The 17,002-nt window shown below is 74.0% G+C and carries 10 protein-coding genes; 6 read left to right on the top strand and 4 right to left on the bottom strand.

Going from position 1 to position 17,002, the window contains the following annotated elements; translation table 11 throughout:
• The first annotated feature begins 61 nt into the window (after positions 1–61).
• The 6 genes from ABZZ17_RS28300 to ABZZ17_RS28275 all read left to right on the top strand — a co-directional run bounded on the left by ABZZ17_RS28300 (position 62) and on the right by ABZZ17_RS28275 (position 12,128).
• Entirely contained in the window at positions 62–1,885 is a 1,824-nt protein-coding gene (locus tag ABZZ17_RS28300; protein WP_356879928.1) for a VanW family protein, read from the top strand.
• Between the two features lie 153 nt (positions 1,886–2,038).
• Positions 2,039–4,684 carry a SpoIIE family protein phosphatase gene (locus tag ABZZ17_RS28295; protein WP_356879946.1) on the top strand — a complete coding sequence of 882 codons (2,646 nt, stop codon included), beginning with the start codon at positions 2,039–2,041 and terminating at the stop codon, positions 4,682–4,684.
• Between the two features lie 218 nt (positions 4,685–4,902).
• Complete coding sequence (locus ABZZ17_RS28290; RefSeq protein ID WP_356879926.1) at positions 4,903–8,823, top strand: Pls/PosA family non-ribosomal peptide synthetase; 3,921 nt, start codon at positions 4,903–4,905, stop codon at positions 8,821–8,823.
• A gap of 97 nt (positions 8,824–8,920) precedes the next feature.
• A complete protein-coding gene (locus tag ABZZ17_RS28285) occupies positions 8,921–10,309 on the top strand; it encodes a M1 family metallopeptidase (RefSeq protein ID WP_356879924.1) in 1,389 nt (462 codons plus the stop codon).
• 194 nt (positions 10,310–10,503) lie between these two features.
• Positions 10,504–11,466, top strand: a complete 963-nt coding sequence (locus ABZZ17_RS28280; protein WP_356879922.1) for a sensor histidine kinase — start codon at positions 10,504–10,506, stop codon at positions 11,464–11,466.
• Complete coding sequence (locus ABZZ17_RS28275; RefSeq protein WP_356879920.1) at positions 11,463–12,128, top strand: response regulator transcription factor; 666 nt, start codon at positions 11,463–11,465, stop codon at positions 12,126–12,128. Before ABZZ17_RS28280 ends, ABZZ17_RS28275 begins: the two co-directional genes overlap by 4 nt.
• Positions 12,129–12,155: 27 nt before the next feature.
• On the opposite strand, the gene ABZZ17_RS28270 is transcribed toward ABZZ17_RS28275, so the two are convergent.
• The 4 genes from ABZZ17_RS28270 to ABZZ17_RS28255 form a co-directional block, all read right to left on the bottom strand.
• A complete protein-coding gene (locus tag ABZZ17_RS28270; protein ID WP_356879918.1) occupies positions 12,156–13,169 on the bottom strand; it encodes a hemolysin family protein in 1,014 nt (337 codons plus the stop codon).
• Positions 13,166–14,503, bottom strand: coding sequence for a hemolysin family protein (locus tag ABZZ17_RS28265; protein ID WP_356879916.1), 1,338 nt, complete (start codon positions 14,501–14,503; stop codon positions 13,166–13,168). The genes ABZZ17_RS28270 and ABZZ17_RS28265 overlap by 4 nt, the downstream gene beginning before the upstream one ends.
• Positions 14,504–14,757: 254 nt before the next feature.
• Positions 14,758–15,708: an alpha/beta hydrolase gene (locus ABZZ17_RS28260; RefSeq protein WP_356879914.1), complete on the bottom strand. Its 951-nt coding sequence runs from the start codon at positions 15,706–15,708 to the stop codon at positions 14,758–14,760.
• 342 nt (positions 15,709–16,050) lie between these two features.
• The gene (locus ABZZ17_RS28255; RefSeq protein WP_356879912.1) at positions 16,051–16,998 is read right to left on the bottom strand and encodes a methionyl-tRNA formyltransferase; all 948 of its coding nucleotides are present in this window, start codon (positions 16,996–16,998) and stop codon (positions 16,051–16,053) included.
• Between the last annotated feature and the right edge of the window lie 4 nt (positions 16,999–17,002).

The raw sequence follows: 17,002 nt of genomic DNA, 5'->3' as shown, positions 1-17,002 counted from the left end.
ATCTACGGGCTGCTGTCGCGGCCCGCGCCGCCCCTCGACCGGCGGCGCCACAGGGAGACACATGCGAGGCGCGGGCAACAGGACGGTCAACTGGCGGATCGCCCTTCCGGTGGCGGGCGGCGCCGTCGTACTCGGACTGGGCGGCCTCTACGTCACCGGGCTCGTGACCGGCGGCGACGTCGACCAGGGCACCCGTGTCCACGGCGTCGACATCGGCGGCATGAGCCGCGAGCAGGCCCGGCGGACCCTGGACCGGGAACTGGGCCCCCTCGCCGCCGCCCCCGTCGCGATGAAGATCGGCGACCGCGTCGAGAAGGCCGACCCCGCCGCCCTCGGCCTGTCCCTGGACACCGGCGCCACCGTGGACGCCGCCGTCCGCACCGGCTACGCCCCCACCACCGTCATCGGCGGGCTCTTCGCCTCCGGCGCCGAGCGGGACCTCGAACCCGTGATCCGGCTGGACGAGGGCACCGCCCGGGCCGCCCTCGACCGCATGGACGAGAGCACCCGGCAGCAGGTCCGCGACGGGAAGATCGCCTTCGAGAAGGGCACGGCCAAGGCCGTCACCCCGCTCCACGGAGTCGACCTCGTCGAGGACCGGGCCCTGGACACCCTCCGCGCCGCCTACCTGCGGCCCGCGGCCGGCCCCGTCGTGATGCCGGTCGAGCAGACCCCGCCGAAGGTCGGGGCCGAGGAGACCGGACGGGCCCTGCGCGAGTTCGCGCGGCCCGCGATGTCGGGCCCCGTCACCCTCACCGTGGCCGGCACCCGCATACCCATAAGCACCGCCGTCCTCGGCACCCACCTCAAGATGAACCCCGACGGCCAGGGCCGCCTCGTCCCGGCCCTCGACTCCAAGGGCCTCCTCGCCGACCCCGCCGTGGCCCGCCCCGTCCGGGCGGCCACCGAGAGCCCGCGCGACGCCTCGTTCGCCGTCGCCGCCGACGGCAGCGTCGTCGTCGCCGACCAGGGCCGTACGGGGCAGCAGGTCACCGACGCCGCGCTCGGCAAGGCCGTCCTGCCCCTCCTGACCCGCACGGGCGCGGCCCGCACCGCCGAGGTCGACACCGTCGCCGTCCAGCCGGACCTCACGAGCGCCGAGGCCGCGCGGCTCGGCATCAAGGAGAAGCTCTCCTCCTTCACGGTGTCCTTCCCGGCCGCCCCGTACCGCACCACCAACATCAGCCGCGCCGTGGAACTGATCAACGGCTCCCTCGTCATGCCGGGCAAGGAGTGGAGCTTCAACCGGACGGTCGGCGAGCGCACCCCGGAGAACGGCTTCGTCGACGGGATCATGATCAACGACGGCCGGTACGTGAAGTCCCCGGGCGGCGGCGTCTCCGCCGTGGCCACCACCATGTACAACGCCGCCTTCTTCGCCGGGGTCAAGACCGTCGAGCACGGCGCGCACTCCTTCTACATCGAGCGCTACCCCGAGGGCCGGGAGGCCACCGTCGCCTGGGGCAGCCTCGACCTGCGCTGGATCAACGACACCGGCCACGCCGTGTACGTCCGGGCGCAGTCCACCGAGACCTCGCTGACCATCACCCTCCTCGGCACGAAGAAGTACGACGAGGTCCGCGCCACCAAGGGGCCCCGCACGAACGTCACCCCGCCCGCGAAGATCGAGGGCAGCGGCCCCGCCTGCGAGGTGCAGACCCCCCTGGAGGGCTTCGACGTCTCCGTCGGCCGCGTCTTCGTCCAGGGCGGCAAGGAGGTCAGGCGCGAGGAGACCAAGACCCACTACACCCCGCGCGACGAGGTCACCTGCACCCCGCCCGCCTCGCAGACCCCCCAGCCCCCGCAGGCTCCCTCCGCCCCGGCGACCTCACCCGCGACCTCCCCGGCGACCGTGACCGCGGCGGCCGGCCCGAACGCAGGGTGACCTCCGCGGCGCGGAACGCGCCGTTCGGGCGCCACGGGCGGCCGGAAGTGCTACAACTGGGTTCGTGACCATTCTTCGCCGCCACCCGTGCCGGGCACGTCGGTGCGGTCACTGCTAGGCAACCGGTTCAGGAGCGTCGCCGGACAGGTATTCATCCTCCAGGTGGCGATCGTCGTTTTGCTCGCTGCCGGAGCGCTGCTGGCGCTCGTGCTGCAGTCGCGGCACGACATCGACCGGGAAGCGCGCAACCGGTCCGTCTCCGTCGCGCAGACCTTCGCGCACTCCCTCGGCCTCGAAGCGGCGCTGGGTACCTCCAACCCCAGCACCGTCCTGCAACCCCTCGCGGAGAGCACCCGCAAGGCCGCCGGGGTCGATTTCATCGTGGTGATGGACACCAACGGCATCCGGTACACCCACCCCCAGCCCGACCGCATCGGGAAACGGTTCGTCGGCACGATCGAGCCCTCCCTCGCCGGTCAGGTCCACACCGAGAGCGTGCAGGGCCCCCTCGGCAAGGAGATCCAGGCCGTCGTGCCGGTCACCGGCCCCGACGGCAAGGTCGTCGGCCTGGTGTCGGCGGGCCTGACCGTCAAGAACGTCAGCGGCGTAGTCGACCGCCAGCTCCCCGTCATCCTCCTCGCCATCGCGACCGGCCTGGCCCTGGCCACCGGCGGCACGGCCCTGATCAGCCGGCGCCTGCGCCGCCAGACCCACGGGCTCGGCACGCAGGAGATGACCCGCATGTACGAGCACCACGACGCGGTGCTCCACGCCGTCCGCGAGGGCGTCGTCATCACCGACGGCGACGGGCGGCTGCTGCTGGCCAACGACGAGGCCAAACGCCTCCTCGGGCTGCCGGAGGACGCCGAGGGCCGCCACATCGGCGAGGTGCCCGGACTGGACCGGCGGATGGCGGACCTGCTCCTGTCCGCCCGGGTGGCCACCGACGAGGTGATCGAGAGCGGCGACCGGCTGCTCGTCGTCAACCAGCGGCTCACCCACCCCCGGGGCAGGCCCGAGGGCACCGCCGTCACCATCCGGGACTCCACCGAGATGCAGGTCCTGACCAGCCGCGCGGAAACGGCCCGCCGACGCCTCAAGCTGCTCTACGACGCGGGCGGCGACATCGGCACCAGCCTGGACGTCGTACGGACGGCCGAGGAACTCGCCGCCGTCGCCGTGCCCCGCTTCGCGGACTACGTCACCGTCGACCTGGCCGACCCCGTCCTCGTCGGCGACGAGCCCGGCCCGGGCGCCGACATGCGGCGCACCGCCGTCAGCGGCATCCGCTCCGACCACCCCCTGTACCCCCGCGGCCGGCTGATCGACTTCCTGCCGTCCACCCCGCAGGCCCGCGGCTACGGCACCGGCCGGGCCGAGCTGGTCCCCGACCTGGCCGAGGCCCCGGGCTGGCACGCCCAGGACCCGCCGCGCGCCCAGGCCATCGTCGAGTACGGCATCCACTCCCTCATCGCCGCCCCGCTCCGGGCCCGCGGCGTCGTCCTCGGGGTGGTCAACTTCTGGCGCTCGCAGAAGCCCGAGCCCTTCGACGAGGACGAGGTGTCCCTCGCGGAGGAACTCGTCGCGCGGGCGGCCGTCAGCATGGACAACGCCCGCCGCTACACCCGCGAGCACGCCCTCGCCGAAACGCTCCAGCGCAGCCTGCTGCCGCGCGCCCTGCCCGAGCAGAGCGCCGTGGACGTGGCCCACTTCTACCTGCCCGCCCAGTCCGGGGTCGGCGGCGACTGGTTCGACGTGATCCCGCTGCCCGGCAGCCGCGTCGCCCTCGTCGTCGGGGACGTCGTCGGACACGGCCTGCACGCCGCCGCCACCATGGGACGGCTGCGCACGGCGGTGCACAACTTCTCCTCGCTCGACCTGCCGCCCGACGAGATCCTCGCCCGCCTCGACGACCTCGTCCAGCGCATCGACCACGACGGCGACGGCGACGGCGGGGAGGGCGGCGTCCTGGGCGCGACCTGCCTCTACGCCATCTACGACCCGATCTCCCAGCTGTGCACCATGGCCCGCGCCGGGCACCTGCCGCCCCTGCTCGTCGCCCCGGACGGGGCGACGGAGATCCTGGAACTTCCGGCCGGGCCCCCGCTGGGCCTGGGCGGCATGCCGTTCGAGACCGCCGAGGTACGCCTCAAGGAGGGCAGCCAGCTCGTCCTGTACACGGACGGACTCGTCGAGGAACGCACCCGGGACATCGCCGAAGGCCTGGAACTGCTGCGCGGCGCCCTGAGCCACCCCGACCGGGACCCCCACGAGAGCTGCCGGGCGGTGCTCGACCGGCTGCTGCCCGACCGGCCGACCGACGACGTGGCCCTGCTCATCGCCCGGACCCGGATCCTCGGCCCGGACCGGGTCGTGGAGTGGGAGGTGCCCTTCGAGCCGAGCGCGGTCGGCGCCCTGCGCGGAGCGGCGGCCCGCAAGCTCGACGAGTGGGGCCTGGAGGAGCTCGCCTTCGCCACCGAACTGATCCTCAGCGAACTGATCACCAACGCCCTGCGGCACGGCGCCGCCCCCGTGCGGGTGCGGCTGCTGCACGACCAGACCCTGACCTGCGAGGTCTGGGACAGCAGCAACACCGCCCCCCACCTGCGGTACGCGGCCACCACGGACGAGGGCGGACGCGGACTGTTCCTGGTGGCGCAGCTCAGCGAGCACTGGGGCACCCGCTACACCCCCGAGGGCAAGGTCATCTGGGCGGAACAGACCCTCCCCGGCACTCCCGGCACCCCGGGCGCCCCGGAACCGGCCCTGGCCGCGTTCCTGGACGTCGACCCCCTCTGAGTTCCCGGACGTCGACCGCCTCCGACCGGGGGACCGGCCACCGGCCGGCGGGCCGGCGCACACCGTCCGTTCCCGGACACGCCCCCCAGGGTTCAACGGGAAAATCCTTGATGTCGCACTACACTGGCAGGTTGTTCGGCGCCGGACCGGAACAACCCGGGCAGACCCGGGCTCCGCCGGCGACCCGGAACCGTCCGGGGACGAAGACACGAGGGCCGATGGCAGCCACACCTGAGCGCGGTGACATCACTCTGCTCGACGGCGGGGACACCCGGGAAAACCCCGGCGAACCCGGCGAACACGGCAAGTCCGCCCGGTTCACGGCCGGACCCGCCGCCCCGGCGCGCACCCTCGTCGACGTCTTCGAAGCCTCCGTACGGGCCTACCCCGACGAGCTCGCCCTGGACGACGGCACCTCGCGCCTCACCTACCGGGCGCTGGCCGCCGAGGTCGAGCGCCGCAGGCGCGCCCTCGCGGCCGCCGGGGTGGGGCTCGGAGACCGCGTCGGCGTCCGCGTACCGTCCGGCACCAACGAGCTGTACGCGTCCGTCCTCGCCGTCCTCGCCGCCGGCGCCGCCTACGTACCCGTCGACGCCGAGGACCCCGACGAGCGGGCCGAGCTGGTCTTCGGTGAAGCCGCGGTACGGGCCGTCCTGGGCGCCGGACAGCGCGTCGACGTCACCGGGAGCGCCGGGGACCGGGCCCCCGCCGCCCGGCCCGGCCCCGAGCACGACGCGTGGATCATCTTCACCTCCGGCTCCACCGGCAAGCCCAAGGGCGTGGCCGTCAGCCACCGCAGCGCCGCCGCCTTCGTCGACGCCGAGGCCGCCCTGTTCCTCACCGAGGAGCCGATCGGACCCGGCGACCGGGTCATGGCCGGACTGTCCGTCGCCTTCGACGCCTCCTGCGAGGAGATGTGGCTGGCCTGGCGCTACGGCGCCTGCCTCGTGCCCGTCCCGCGCTCCCAGGTCCGCAGCGGCGCCGACCTCGGCCCCTGGCTGATGGAACAGGAGATCACCGTGGTCTCCACCGTGCCGACCCTGGCCGCGCTCTGGGAGCCCGAAACCCTCAACGAGGTCCGGCTGCTGATCTTCGGCGGCGAGGCCTGCCCGCCCGAGCTGACCCAGCGCCTGGTCACCGAGGGCCGCGAGGTCTGGAACACGTACGGGCCCACCGAGGCCACCGTCGTCGCCTGCGCCTCGCTCCTGACCGGCGAGGAACCGATCCGGATCGGCCTGCCGCTGAACGGCTGGGAACTGGCCGTCGTCGACGAGTCCGGCGAGCCGGTGCCCATGGGCGGCAGCGGCCAGCTCGTGATCGGCGGCGTCGGCCTCGCCCGCTACCTCGACCCGGCCAAGGACGCCGAGAAGTACGCCCCGCTGGAATCCCTCGGCTGGGAGCGCGCCTACCGCAGCGGCGACCTCGTCCGCGCCGAACCGGAGGGGCTGGTCTTCCTCGGCCGCGGCGACGAGCAGATCAAGCTCGGCGGCCGCCGCATCGAACTCGGCGAGGTGGACGCCGCGCTCCAGGCCCTGCCCGGCGTCGCCGGAGCGGCCGCCGCCGTCCGCACCGCGCGCGGCGGCAACCAGCTCCTCGTCGGCTACCTCGTCACCCAGGAGGGCTGGGACCACGCCGGGGCCGTGACGCGGCTGCGCGCCGAACTGCCCGCGGCCCTCGTACCGCTCCTCGCGCCCGTCGAGGCGCTGCCGACCCGCACCTCCGGCAAGGTGGACCGCGACGCCCTGCCCTGGCCGCTGCCCGACGCGGAACCGACCGGCCCCGCCGAGCAGCTGTACGGCACCGAGGCCTGGCTCGCCGAGCAGTGGAGCGAAACCCTCGGCGTGGCCGTCACCGGAGCCGCCGACGACTTCTTCGCGATCGGCGGCAACAGCCTCGCCGCCGCCCAGCTCACCACCCGGCTGCGCACCCGCTACCCGAGCGCGGCCGTCCTCGACATCTACCAGCAGCCCACCCTGCGCAAGCTGGCCCGGCGCCTGGAGAAGTCCGTACAGGACGACGGGGCCGCCCGTACCGTCGTCCCGGTCCCGCTCCGCTCCCAGGTGGTCCAGACGCTGCTGCTGCTCCCGCTGTTCACCCTGGTGGGCCTGCGCTGGACCGTGGCGCTGCTGGCCCTGGGCAACGTCCTGCACTGGTTCGGGGCCTACCCGTGGGCACCCACCGCCTCGTGGTGGTCCGTCGCCGCCGGCGCGGCCCTGCTCTACAGCCCGCCGGGCCGGCTCGCCATCGCCGCCGGCGGTGCCCGGCTCCTGCTGCGCGGGGTGAAGCCCGGGCGCCACCCGCGCGGCGGCAGCGTGCACCTGAGGCTGTGGACGGCCGAGCGGCTGGCCGAGTGCGCGGGCGCGACCTCGCTCAGCGGATCCTGGCTGGAACGCTACGCGCGGGCCCTCGGCGCCAAGGTCGGCCCCGACGTGGACCTGCACTCGCTGCCCCCGGTCACCGGCATGCTCAAACTCGGCCGCGGCTGCGCCGTCGAGTCCGAGGTGGACCTCTCCGGCTATTGGCTGGACGGCGACCGGCTGGAGATCGGCCCGGTCAAGGTCGGTGCGGGGGCGGTCGTCGGGACCCGCAGCATGCTCTTCCCCGGCGCACGGGTCGGCAAGCGGGCCGAGGTGGCCCCCGGCTCCGCCGTCGTCGGACAGGTGCCGACCGGCCAGCGCTGGGCCGGGGCCCCCGCCGCCAAGCTCGGCAAGGCCAAGCGGAACTGGCCCGGGCACCGCCCGCCGCGCGGGCTCCACTGGCGTGCCATGTACGGGGCGAGCGGGCTGTGCCTCACCGCCCTGCCCGTGGCCGCCGCCCTGCCGGCCCTGCTGGTGGTGAGCCGGTTCGTGCCCGCCGACGCCGGGCTCGGGCAGGCGCTGAGGGCCGCGCTCATCGCCGTGGTGCCCGGGGCGCTCGCCTTCGGGCTCGCCTACGCGCTGCTCCTGCTGGTCTCCGTACGCCTGCTCAGCCTCGGCCTGCGGACCGGCAACCATCCGACGCACAGCCGGACCGGCTGGCAGGCCTGGACCGTCACCCAGCTCATGGACCTGTCCCGGGAGACCCTCTTCCCGCTGTACGCCGGACTGATCACCCCGGTCTGGCTGCGCCTCCTCGGCATGAAGATCGGCCGGGGCGCGGAGGTGTCCACCGTGCTCGCCCTGCCCAGCCTCACCACCGTCGGCGAGGGCGCGTTCCTCGCCGACGACACGCTGACCGCGCCCTACGAGCTGGGCGGCGGCTGGATGCGGATCGGCCACTCCGAGATCGGCCGCCGGGCGTTCCTCGGCAACTCCGGGATGACCGCGCCGGGCCGCACGGTCCCGGACGACGGGCTGGTCGGCGTGCTGTCCGCCACGCCGAAGAAGGCCAAGAAGGGCAGCTCCTACCTGGGCCTGCCCCCGGTCCGGCTGCCCCGGTCCGCCGCGGCCGCCGACCAGAGCCGGACCTACGACCCGCCCGCCCGCCTGCTCTGGGCGCGCGGCCTGGTGGAGCTGTGCCGCCTCGTCCCGGTGTTCTGCTCGGCCGCGCTGGCGGTCCTGACCGCCGCCGGGCTGTGCGCGCTGATCACCGCCGGACCGGGCCCCTGGGCGGCCGCCCTGCTGTCCGGAGCGGTCCTGCTCGCCGCCGGTGCGGCCGCCTGCCTGACGGCCGTGGCCGCCAAATGGCTGCTCGTGGGACGGCACCGGACGGGGGAGCACCCGCTGTGGAGCGGTTTCGTGTGGCGCAACGAACTCGCCGACACCTTCGTCGAGGTACTGGCCGTGCCGTGGCTGGCCGGATCCGTACCCGGCACGCCCCTGATGACCCTGTGGCTGCGCGGCCTCGGGGCCCGGATCGGCCGGGGCGTATGGTGCGAGAGCTACTGGCTGCCTGAGACGGACCTGGTGACCCTGGGCGACGCGGTCAGCGTGAACCGCGGCTGTGTGTTGCAGACGCACCTCTTCCACGACCGGATCTTGAGGACGGATACTGTGGTCCTCCGCGAGGGCGCCACCCTGGGCCCGGGCGGAATCGTCCTGCCCGGGAGCACGGTCGGAGCCCGCAGCACCCTGGGTCCCGCCTCCCTCGTGATGGCCGGGGAATCCGTCCCCGCCGACTCCCGCTGGCTGGGCAACCCGATCGAGGCGTGGCGGTCCTGACGCCCGTACGGCGGCCCGTGCGCCGGCCGGGTCCGGCGGGCGCCGCCACGGCACACCAGCACGTCGTACGAGCACAGCGCAGGGAGCGGAAGCGGCAGTGAACGGCCAGAAGACAGCGGCAACCGACCCGTACTTTCCGGCCAACGGCGATCCCCGTTACCGCGTGCACCGGTACGAACTCGCTCTGGAGTACCGGCCCGGCCCCAACCGGCTGGCCGGCACCGCCCGGATCAGCGCGATCGCCGGGCGAGCGCCGCTCACCGAGTTCGCCCTGGACCTCGCCGAGTTCAAGGTCGGCCGGGTCCTGGTGAACGGCCGGGCCCCGCAGTACACCCACCGCGGCGGGAAACTCCGCCTGCGGCCCGCCAAGCCGCTGCCCGCCGGCGCCGCGTTCACCGTGGACGTGCACTGGGCGGGCAACCCCAAGCCCGTGCGCAGCCCCTGGGGCGGCCTCGGCTGGGAGGAACTGACCGATGGCGCGCTCGTCGCCAGCCAGCCCGTCGGCGCGCCCTCCTGGTACCCGTGCAACGACCGGCCCGCCGACAAGGCCTCCTACCACATCTCCGTCAACACGCCCTCCGCCTACACGGTCGTGGCCGGCGGCCGGCTGCTGACCCGCACGACCAGGGCCAGCACCACCACCTGGGTGTACGAGCAGTCCGCGCCCACCTCCAGCTACCTCGTCGGCCTGTCCATCGGCCTCTACCAGACGGTGCTCCTCGGCGACCCCGGCCTCGACGGCGTTCCCCAGAGCGCCCACGTGCCGGCGCACCTGCTGCCCCGGTTCTCCCGCGACTTCGCCCGCCAGCCCGCCATGATGCGGCTCTTCGAGGAACTGTTCGGGCCCTATCCCTTCGGGGAGTACGCGGTGGTCGTCGCCGACGAGGAACTGGACGTTCCCGTCGAGGCGCAGGGGCTGTCCCTGTTCGGTGCCAACCACGTGGACGGCGTGCGCGGCTCGGAGCGCCTCATCGCCCACGAACTCGCCCACCAGTGGTTCGGCAACAGCGTGACCGTCGCCGACTGGCGGCACATCTGGCTGAACGAGGGCCTCGCCAAGTACGCCGAATGGCTCTGGTCGGAACGTTCCGGCGGCCACACCGCGCACGAACGGGCGGCCGTCGCCCACCGCGTGCTGGCCTCGCGGGCCCAGGACCTGAAGCTCGCCGACCCGGGCCGCAAGCTGATGTTCGACGACCGGCTCTACGAGCGCGGCGGCCTCACCGTCCACGCGATCCGCTGCGCCCTGGGCGACGGCATGTTCTTCCGCATGCTCCGTGACTGGACCGCGGCGCACCGCCACGGCGTGGTGACCACCGCGGCCTTCACCGCCCACGTCGCCCGCTACGCGGAGGCGCCGGTGGACGAGCTGTTCGCGGCCTGGCTGTACGAGCCGTCGCTGCCGCCGCTGCCCGCCCCGCCCGCCGCCGCGGCGATACCGGCGCGGCCCGTCCACCCGCCGACGAACGGCGGCCCCCCGGCCTGACGGCTCCGCCGCCCGGCCGACATGGGTGCCGGCACGGATGGACAGGCGCCGCCCCGGAGGCCAGGCTGGCCGCAAGGGCGGCTCCCGCCGCAGGTCACAGCCGCTGTGGTGGGGCGCCGGCGGGGACGGCCCGGGTAGCGTCGACGCAGAACGACGGCCGGACCCGGCGCGCGGAACGAGGGGAGAACGCGGTCATGTCGCTGTACTGGCGGATCTTCCTGCTCAACGCCGCCGTCTTCGCGGTGGCCCTCCTGCTGCTCCTCGGCCCGGTCACCGTCTCCACCCCGGTCCTGATGGGCGAGGCGATCGTCCTGGGCGTCGGGCTCGCGGCCATGCTCGTCGCCAACGCCGTCCTGCTGCGCGTCGCCCTCGCCCCGCTGGCCCGGCTGGCCCGCGCCATGGCGGCGGTCGACCTGCTGCGCCCGGGAAGCCGCGCCCCCGTCGAGGGACCCGGCGAGATGGCCGAGCTCACCACCTCGTTCAACGCGATGCTGGCCCGTCTGGAGTCGGAGCGCGCCACCAGCAGCGCCCGTGCGCTCTCCGCGCAGGAGGCCGAGCGCCACCGCATCGCCCAGGAGCTCCACGACGAGGTCGGCCAGACCCTCACCGCGGTCCTCCTCCAGCTCAAGCACACCGCGGACCGGGCACCCGCGGCCCTGCGCGAGGACCTCCGCCAGGTCCAGGAGACCACCCGGACGAGCCTGGACGAGATCCGGCGCATCGCCCGCCGCCTGCGGCCCGGGGTCCTGGAGGAGCTCGGCCTGCACAGCGCCCTGCGGGCCCTCGCCGCCGAGTTCACCACGCCGTCGCTGACCGTCCGGCACCACATCGCGCCGGGCCTGCCCGCCCTGGACGAGGCCCGCGAACTGGTCGTCTACCGGGTCGCCCAGGAAGCGCTGACCAACGCCGCCCGGCACGCGGGCGCGAGCGAGGTCGAGGTACGGCTCTCCCACCGGCCGGCCGGGGCCGTCCGGCTCCTGGTGCGCGACGACGGCACCGGGATCCGCCTCGCCGCCGAAGGGGCCGGGATCCAGGGCATGCGCGAACGGGCCCTGCTCATCGGGGCCGGCCTCGCCCTCGGCCCCGGCCCGCACGGCGGCACCGACGTACGACTGGACGTACCCGCGACCGGCGGGGCGGAGGAGAGCCACCGATGACCGCACCGCGACCGGCCCCGACCCGGGTCCTGCTGGCCGACGACCACGCCCTCGTACGGCGCGGCGTCCGCCTCATCCTCGACTCCGAACCCGACCTGACGGTCGTCGCCGAGGCCGGGGACGGAGCCGAGGCCGTCGCCCTGGCCCGGACGCACGAGGTGGACCTGGCCGTACTGGACGTCGCCATGCCCCGCATGACCGGACTCCAGGCCGCCCGCGAGCTGTCCCGGCTGCGGCCGGGCCTGCGGATCCTCATCCTGACCATGTACGACAACGAGCAGTACTTCTTCGAGGCCCTCAAGGCCGGAGCGGCCGGCTACGTCCCCAAGTCCGTCGCCGACCGCGACCTCGTCGAGGCCTGCCGGGCGGCGATCCGCGACGAGCCGTTCATCTATCCCGGCGCGGAGACGACCCTGATCCGCAACTACCTCGACCGCGCCCGCCAGGGGGACCCGCTGCCCGCCCGGGCGATCACCGAACGGGAAGAGGAGATCCTCAAGCTGGTCGCCGAAGGGCACTCCTCGAAGGAGATCGGCGACCTGCTCGTCATCAGCGCCAAGACGGTGGAACGGCACCGGGCCAACCTGCTCCAGAAGCTCGGCATGCGCGACCGCCTGGAGCTGACCCGGTACGCGATCCGCGTCGGCCTGATCGAGCCCTGATCGAGCCCTGAACGGGCCGCCGCGCCGTCAGGACGCTTCGCCGACGAGTTCCTCCAGTACGTCCTCCATGGTGACGAAGCCGATGACCGCCCCGTCGTCGCCGGTGACGGCGGCGAGGTGGGTTCCGGCGGCGCGCATGGCGTTCATGGTGTCGTCCAGCGGGGTGCCGCTGCCGACCCGGGTGACGGTGTGCAGGGCGGAGCGCGGGAACGGCGCCGTCCGGTCGGCGACGCCGAGGGCGTCCTTGATGTGCAGGAAGCCCATGATCTCGCCGTGGGCGCCGGTGACAACCAGCCGGGAGAAGCCGTGGTCGGCCGCGGTGCGCTCCAGGCCGCGGGGGGTGGTCCCGAACGGGACGGTCACGAACTCCGCGCGGGGGATGGTGATCTCGCCGACGGGCCGCTTGCCGAGCGCGAGGGCGTCGCGCAGCCGTTCGCCGTCCTCGGCGCCGAGGAGTCCGGCGGCGCTGGAGTCCTTGACCAGGCGGGCGAGTTCCTCGTCGGTGAAGACCGCGCCGACCTCGTCCTTCGGTTCGACCTTCAGCAGCCGCAGCAGCGCGTTCGCGAACGCGTTGATGCCGAACACGAACGGCCGCAGCGCCCTGGTGAGGGCGACCAGCGGGGGACCCAGCAGCAGCGCGGTCGGCGCGGGGGCCGCGAGCGCGATGTTCTTCGGGACCATCTCGCCGATCAGCATGTGCAGGTACGTCGCCGCGGTGAGCGCGATGACGAACGCGATCGGGTGGATCAGCGCCTCGGGCACGCCGATGGCCTCGAAGGGGGGTTCGAGCAGGTGGGCGATGGCCGGTTCGGCGACCGCGCCGAGGACCAGGGAGGAGACGGTGATGCCGAGCTGGGCGGTGGCCATCATCGCGGAGATGTGCTCCAGCGCCCACAGGGTCGTCTTCGCGCGCCGGCTGCCCTTGAGGGCGGCCGGTTCGATCTGGCTGCGGCGGACCGAGATCAGGGCGAACTCGGCGCCGACGAAGAAGGCGTTGGTGAGCAGCGTCAGTGCGCCGATCAGCAGCTGGACGGCGGTCATCGGCGCTCCTCCTGGGAGCCGGCGGCCTCGGCGGCGGCGGGCGCGGTGACCGTGACCCGGTCGGCGCGGTGGTGGTCTATGTCGAGGACGGTCAGTTCCCAGCCGTCGACGGCGACGGTGTCGCCCTCGACGGGGATGCGGGCCAGGCGGGTGGCGACCAGGCCGGCCAGCGTCTCGTAGGGGCCTTCGGGAACGGCGAAGCCGATCGCCTCCAGCTCGTCGACGCGGACGCTCCCGTCGGCCTCCCACACCTTGCGGCCGCCGTGCTCGGGGCCCTCGATGAGGTCGGGGACCTCCACCGGGTCGTGCTCGTCGCGGACCTCGCCCACGACCTCCTCCACGATGTCCTCGACCGTGACCACTCCGGCGGTGCCGCCGTACTCGTCGATCACCACGGCCATGGTGCGGGCCTTGCGCAGCCGCCCGAGCAGGACGTCCACGGGCAGCGAGTGCGGCACCAGCAGCGGCGAGGTCATCAGCTCGGACACCGGCGTCAGGGCCCGCTCGTCCTCGTCGAGGTCGAGGACGTCACGGATGTGGACGGTGCCCACGACCTCGTCGAGGCTGTCGCGGTAGACGGGGAACCGGGACAGGCCGGTGGCCAGCGTCAGGTTCGCGGCGTCGGCCGCGGTGGCGCGGAGCTCCAGCGCCTGGACGTCGATGCGCGGGGTCATGACGTTCTCCGAGGTCAGCTCGGCCAGGTGCAGGGTGCGCACGAACAGTTCGGCCGAGTCCGCCTCGATCGCGCCCTCGCGGGCGGAGTGCCGGGCCAGCGCCACCAGCTCCTCCGGCGTCCGCGCGGAGGCGAGCTCCTCGGCGGGCTCCAGCCCGAAGCGGCGTACGAGCCGGTTCGCGGTGTCGTTCAGGTGCCGGATCAGCGGGGCGAAGGCGGCGGTGAACCCGCGCTGCGGGCCCGCGACGACCTTCGCGACGGCCAGCGGGCGGGAGATCGCCCAGTTCTTCGGGACCAGCTCGCCGACGACCATCAGCACCACGGTCGACAGGGCCACGCCCAGCAGGGTCGCGGTGGTCGACACCGCGCCGGCGGGCAGCCCGGCGGCTTCCAGCGGGCCGCGCAGCAGGGCGGAGACGGACGGCTCGGCGAGCATGCCGATCACCAGTGAGGTCACGGTGATGCCCAGCTGGGCGCCGGACAGCTGGAACGTGAGCCGCTTGGCGGCCTTCAGGGCGCTCTCGGCGCCGCGCTCACCGGCCGCGACGGCGCGTTCGAGCTCGCTGCGTTCGACGGTGGTGAGGGAGAACTCGGCGGCGACGAACACCGCGCACGCCAGGGTCAGCGCCAGGGAAAGGAGGAGCAGCAGCACTTCGGTCACCGTGCCACCCCCGCTTCCCGGCTCTGATGCTGCGGGCAGGACGTGGCACGGCGTGGACTGGGAGGTTCACCCATTGCGGGTCTTGCGCTCCGTTCGCTGCTCGGCGGGCCGTGGGCGGCCCGGGCTGGTGGTTACGGACAGTATCCGCGACCCGATGGTAAAGGGCAAGTAAATTGCCGCGGCGCGGGGGCGCGGGGGTGCCGGGGTGTCCCGGGCGCGGAGCCGGCCGCGAGCCCGGGCCCCCGGGGCCCTCCCTAGGCGAGGGCCTTGCGCAGGGTGTCGGCGGCCAGGCCGATGGCGAGTTCGGCGCCCCGGGTCTCGCGGAGGGCGTTCAGCATGACGAAGTCGTGGATGACGCCCTGGACGCGCAGGGCGGTGACCGGGACACCGGCGGCGCGGAGCGCGGCGGCGTACGCCTCGCCCTCGTCGCGCAGGACGTCGGCCTCGGCGGTGATGACGAGGGCCGGGGGCAGTCCGGTGAGCTCCTCGGTGGTGGCGCGCAGCGGGGAGGCGGTGATCCGGGCGCGCTCGGCCCCGTCGGTCGTGTACTGGTCCCAGAACCACTGCATGGCCTCGCGGCGCAGGAAGTAGCCCTCGGCGAACTGGTGGTAGGAGTCGGTGTCGAAGGCGGCGTCGGTGACCGGGTAGAAGAGGACCTGGTGGGCGAAGCGCACGTCGCCGCGCTCCTTGGCCATGAGGGTGAGGGCGGCGCTCATGTTGCCGCCGACCGAGTCGCCGGCGACGGCGAGGCGGGTGCCGTCGAGGTCCGCGTGGTGCCCTTCGCCGACCCACCGGGCGACGGCGTAGTTCTGCTCGACGGCGACGGGGTAGCGCGCCTCGGGCGAGAGGTCGTACTCGGGGAAGACCACGGCCGCGCCGGCGCCGACGGCCAGTTCGCGGACGAGCCGGTCGTGGGTGTGGGCGTTGCCGAAGACCCAGCCGGCGCCGTGGACGTAGAGGACGACGGGCAGGGGGCCCGTCGCGCCGCGCGGGCGGACGATCCGGGCCCGGACCCCGCCGGTGGGCCCGCCCGGGACGGTGACCCATTCCTCGTCGACGTCGGGCAGGGCGACGCCCTCGCCGCCCTGGACCTCGTCGACGGCCTTGCGGCCGTCCGCGACGGGCATCTGGTAGAGGAAGGGGGGCCGGCCGGTGGCGTCGGCGAAGGCCTGGGCGGCGGGTTCGAGTGCGGGCGGCTTCGGCACGGGTGCTCCTTCACGGTCGTACGGGCCGGGTGGCGGCCCGCGTTCAGGATCACACCGGTGGCGGCCCGGATCGGGGAGCCCGGCGCGTCGTGCGACGTGTCCGGCGGCGGGTACCGGCCGGCCCCGGCCTGGGCGGCCGTCGGCGGCGGCCCGCACCGGGGGCGCCCGTGGCCGTCGTCCTGCCCCGCGCCCGGGAGTTGGCGGGCCCGGACATGACGGCGCCGCCGCACGGAACGGGGGTGTCCGTGCGACGGCGGCGACGGCCGGTCTGCCCGGGGCCATGGGCGGGTGACCGGCACGACGAGACGCCGGCGGAGTGCCTCCGCCGGCTTCGGGACGGGGTCAGGGGCGGCTGGTGAGGTACCCGCCCATGGAGGTGAAGTACTCGGTGGCGGGCAGCTCCCGGCCGTCCTCGGTGCGTACGCGCGTGATGGCGAGGCCGTGGTTGCGGCCGGTGCGGGCGTCGGCGCCGGCGACGATCGCCACGCCCTCGCCCTCGCGGTAGAAGATGCGGCCGGGGGTGCCGCCGTAGAGCCCCTCGGAGACGACCGCGGACACGATCTCCAGGCGCTTGCCCTTGTGGAAGGTGAAGGCGCTCGGGTACGGGGCGGACTGGGCGCGCACCAGGCGCTCCAGGACCTCGGCGGGCCAGCTCCAGTCGATCCGGATGTCCTCTTCGGCGCGCTTGTGGAAGAAGCTCGCCTGCGACCGGTCCTGCTTGGTGAACTCGGTCTCCCCGGCGGCGATGCGGTCCAGCGCGCCGACGGTGACCGGGGCGATGAGGTCGACGGTCTTGTGGAAGAGGTCGGTGGCCGTGTCGGTCGGGCCGACGGCGACGGCCTGCTGGAGGACGATGTCGCCGGCGTCGAGCACGTCGTCCATCATGTGCGCGGTGACGCCCACTTCGGTCTCGCCGTTGATCAGGGCCCAGATCAGCGGGGAGAAGCCGGCGTACTTCGGCAGCAGCGAGTCGTGGACGTTGAGCGTGCCGTGGCGGGGCAGGTTGTAGATGCGCGAAGGTATGTACGTACGCCAGTTGTTGGCGACGATGATGTCCGCGTCGGCCTCCTTGAGCCGCGCGAAGAGCTCCTCGTCGTCGGGGCGGTTGCGGATGACCACGGGGACGCCGTGCTCCTCGGCGAGGTCCGCGACCGAGTCGCTCCAGATCTTCTCGTAGGCGTGCTCGCTCTTGGGGTGGGTGACGACCATCACCACATCGTGCTCGGAGTCCAGGAGCGCTTGCAGGGTGCGATGGCCCCAGGTCTGATAACCGAACATGACGACCCGCATGAGG

Source organism: Streptomyces sp. NPDC006512 (genome assembly GCF_040611935.1).
In the GTDB taxonomy this organism is placed as follows: domain Bacteria; phylum Actinomycetota; class Actinomycetes; order Streptomycetales; family Streptomycetaceae; genus Streptomyces.
Note: the sequence above shows the minus strand (reverse complement) of the source record. Positions and strands in the feature narration are given on the sequence as shown.

Excerpts from the sequence above, each read along its gene's own strand:
- ABZZ17_RS28300 (WP_356879928.1), top strand. The coding sequence starts at position 62 with ATGCGAGGCGCGGGCAACAGGACGGTCAACTGGCGGATCGCCCTTCCG.
- ABZZ17_RS28290 (WP_356879926.1), top strand. The coding sequence starts at position 4,903 with ATGGCAGCCACACCTGAGCGCGGTGACATCACTCTGCTCGACGGCGGG.
- ABZZ17_RS28280 (WP_356879922.1), top strand. The coding sequence starts at position 10,504 with ATGTCGCTGTACTGGCGGATCTTCCTGCTCAACGCCGCCGTCTTCGCG.
- ABZZ17_RS28275 (WP_356879920.1), top strand. The coding sequence starts at position 11,463 with ATGACCGCACCGCGACCGGCCCCGACCCGGGTCCTGCTGGCCGACGAC.
- ABZZ17_RS28270 (WP_356879918.1), bottom strand. The coding sequence starts at position 13,169 with ATGACCGCCGTCCAGCTGCTGATCGGCGCACTGACGCTGCTCACCAAC.
- ABZZ17_RS28255 (WP_356879912.1), bottom strand. The coding sequence starts at position 16,998 with ATGCGGGTCGTCATGTTCGGTTATCAGACCTGGGGCCATCGCACCCTG.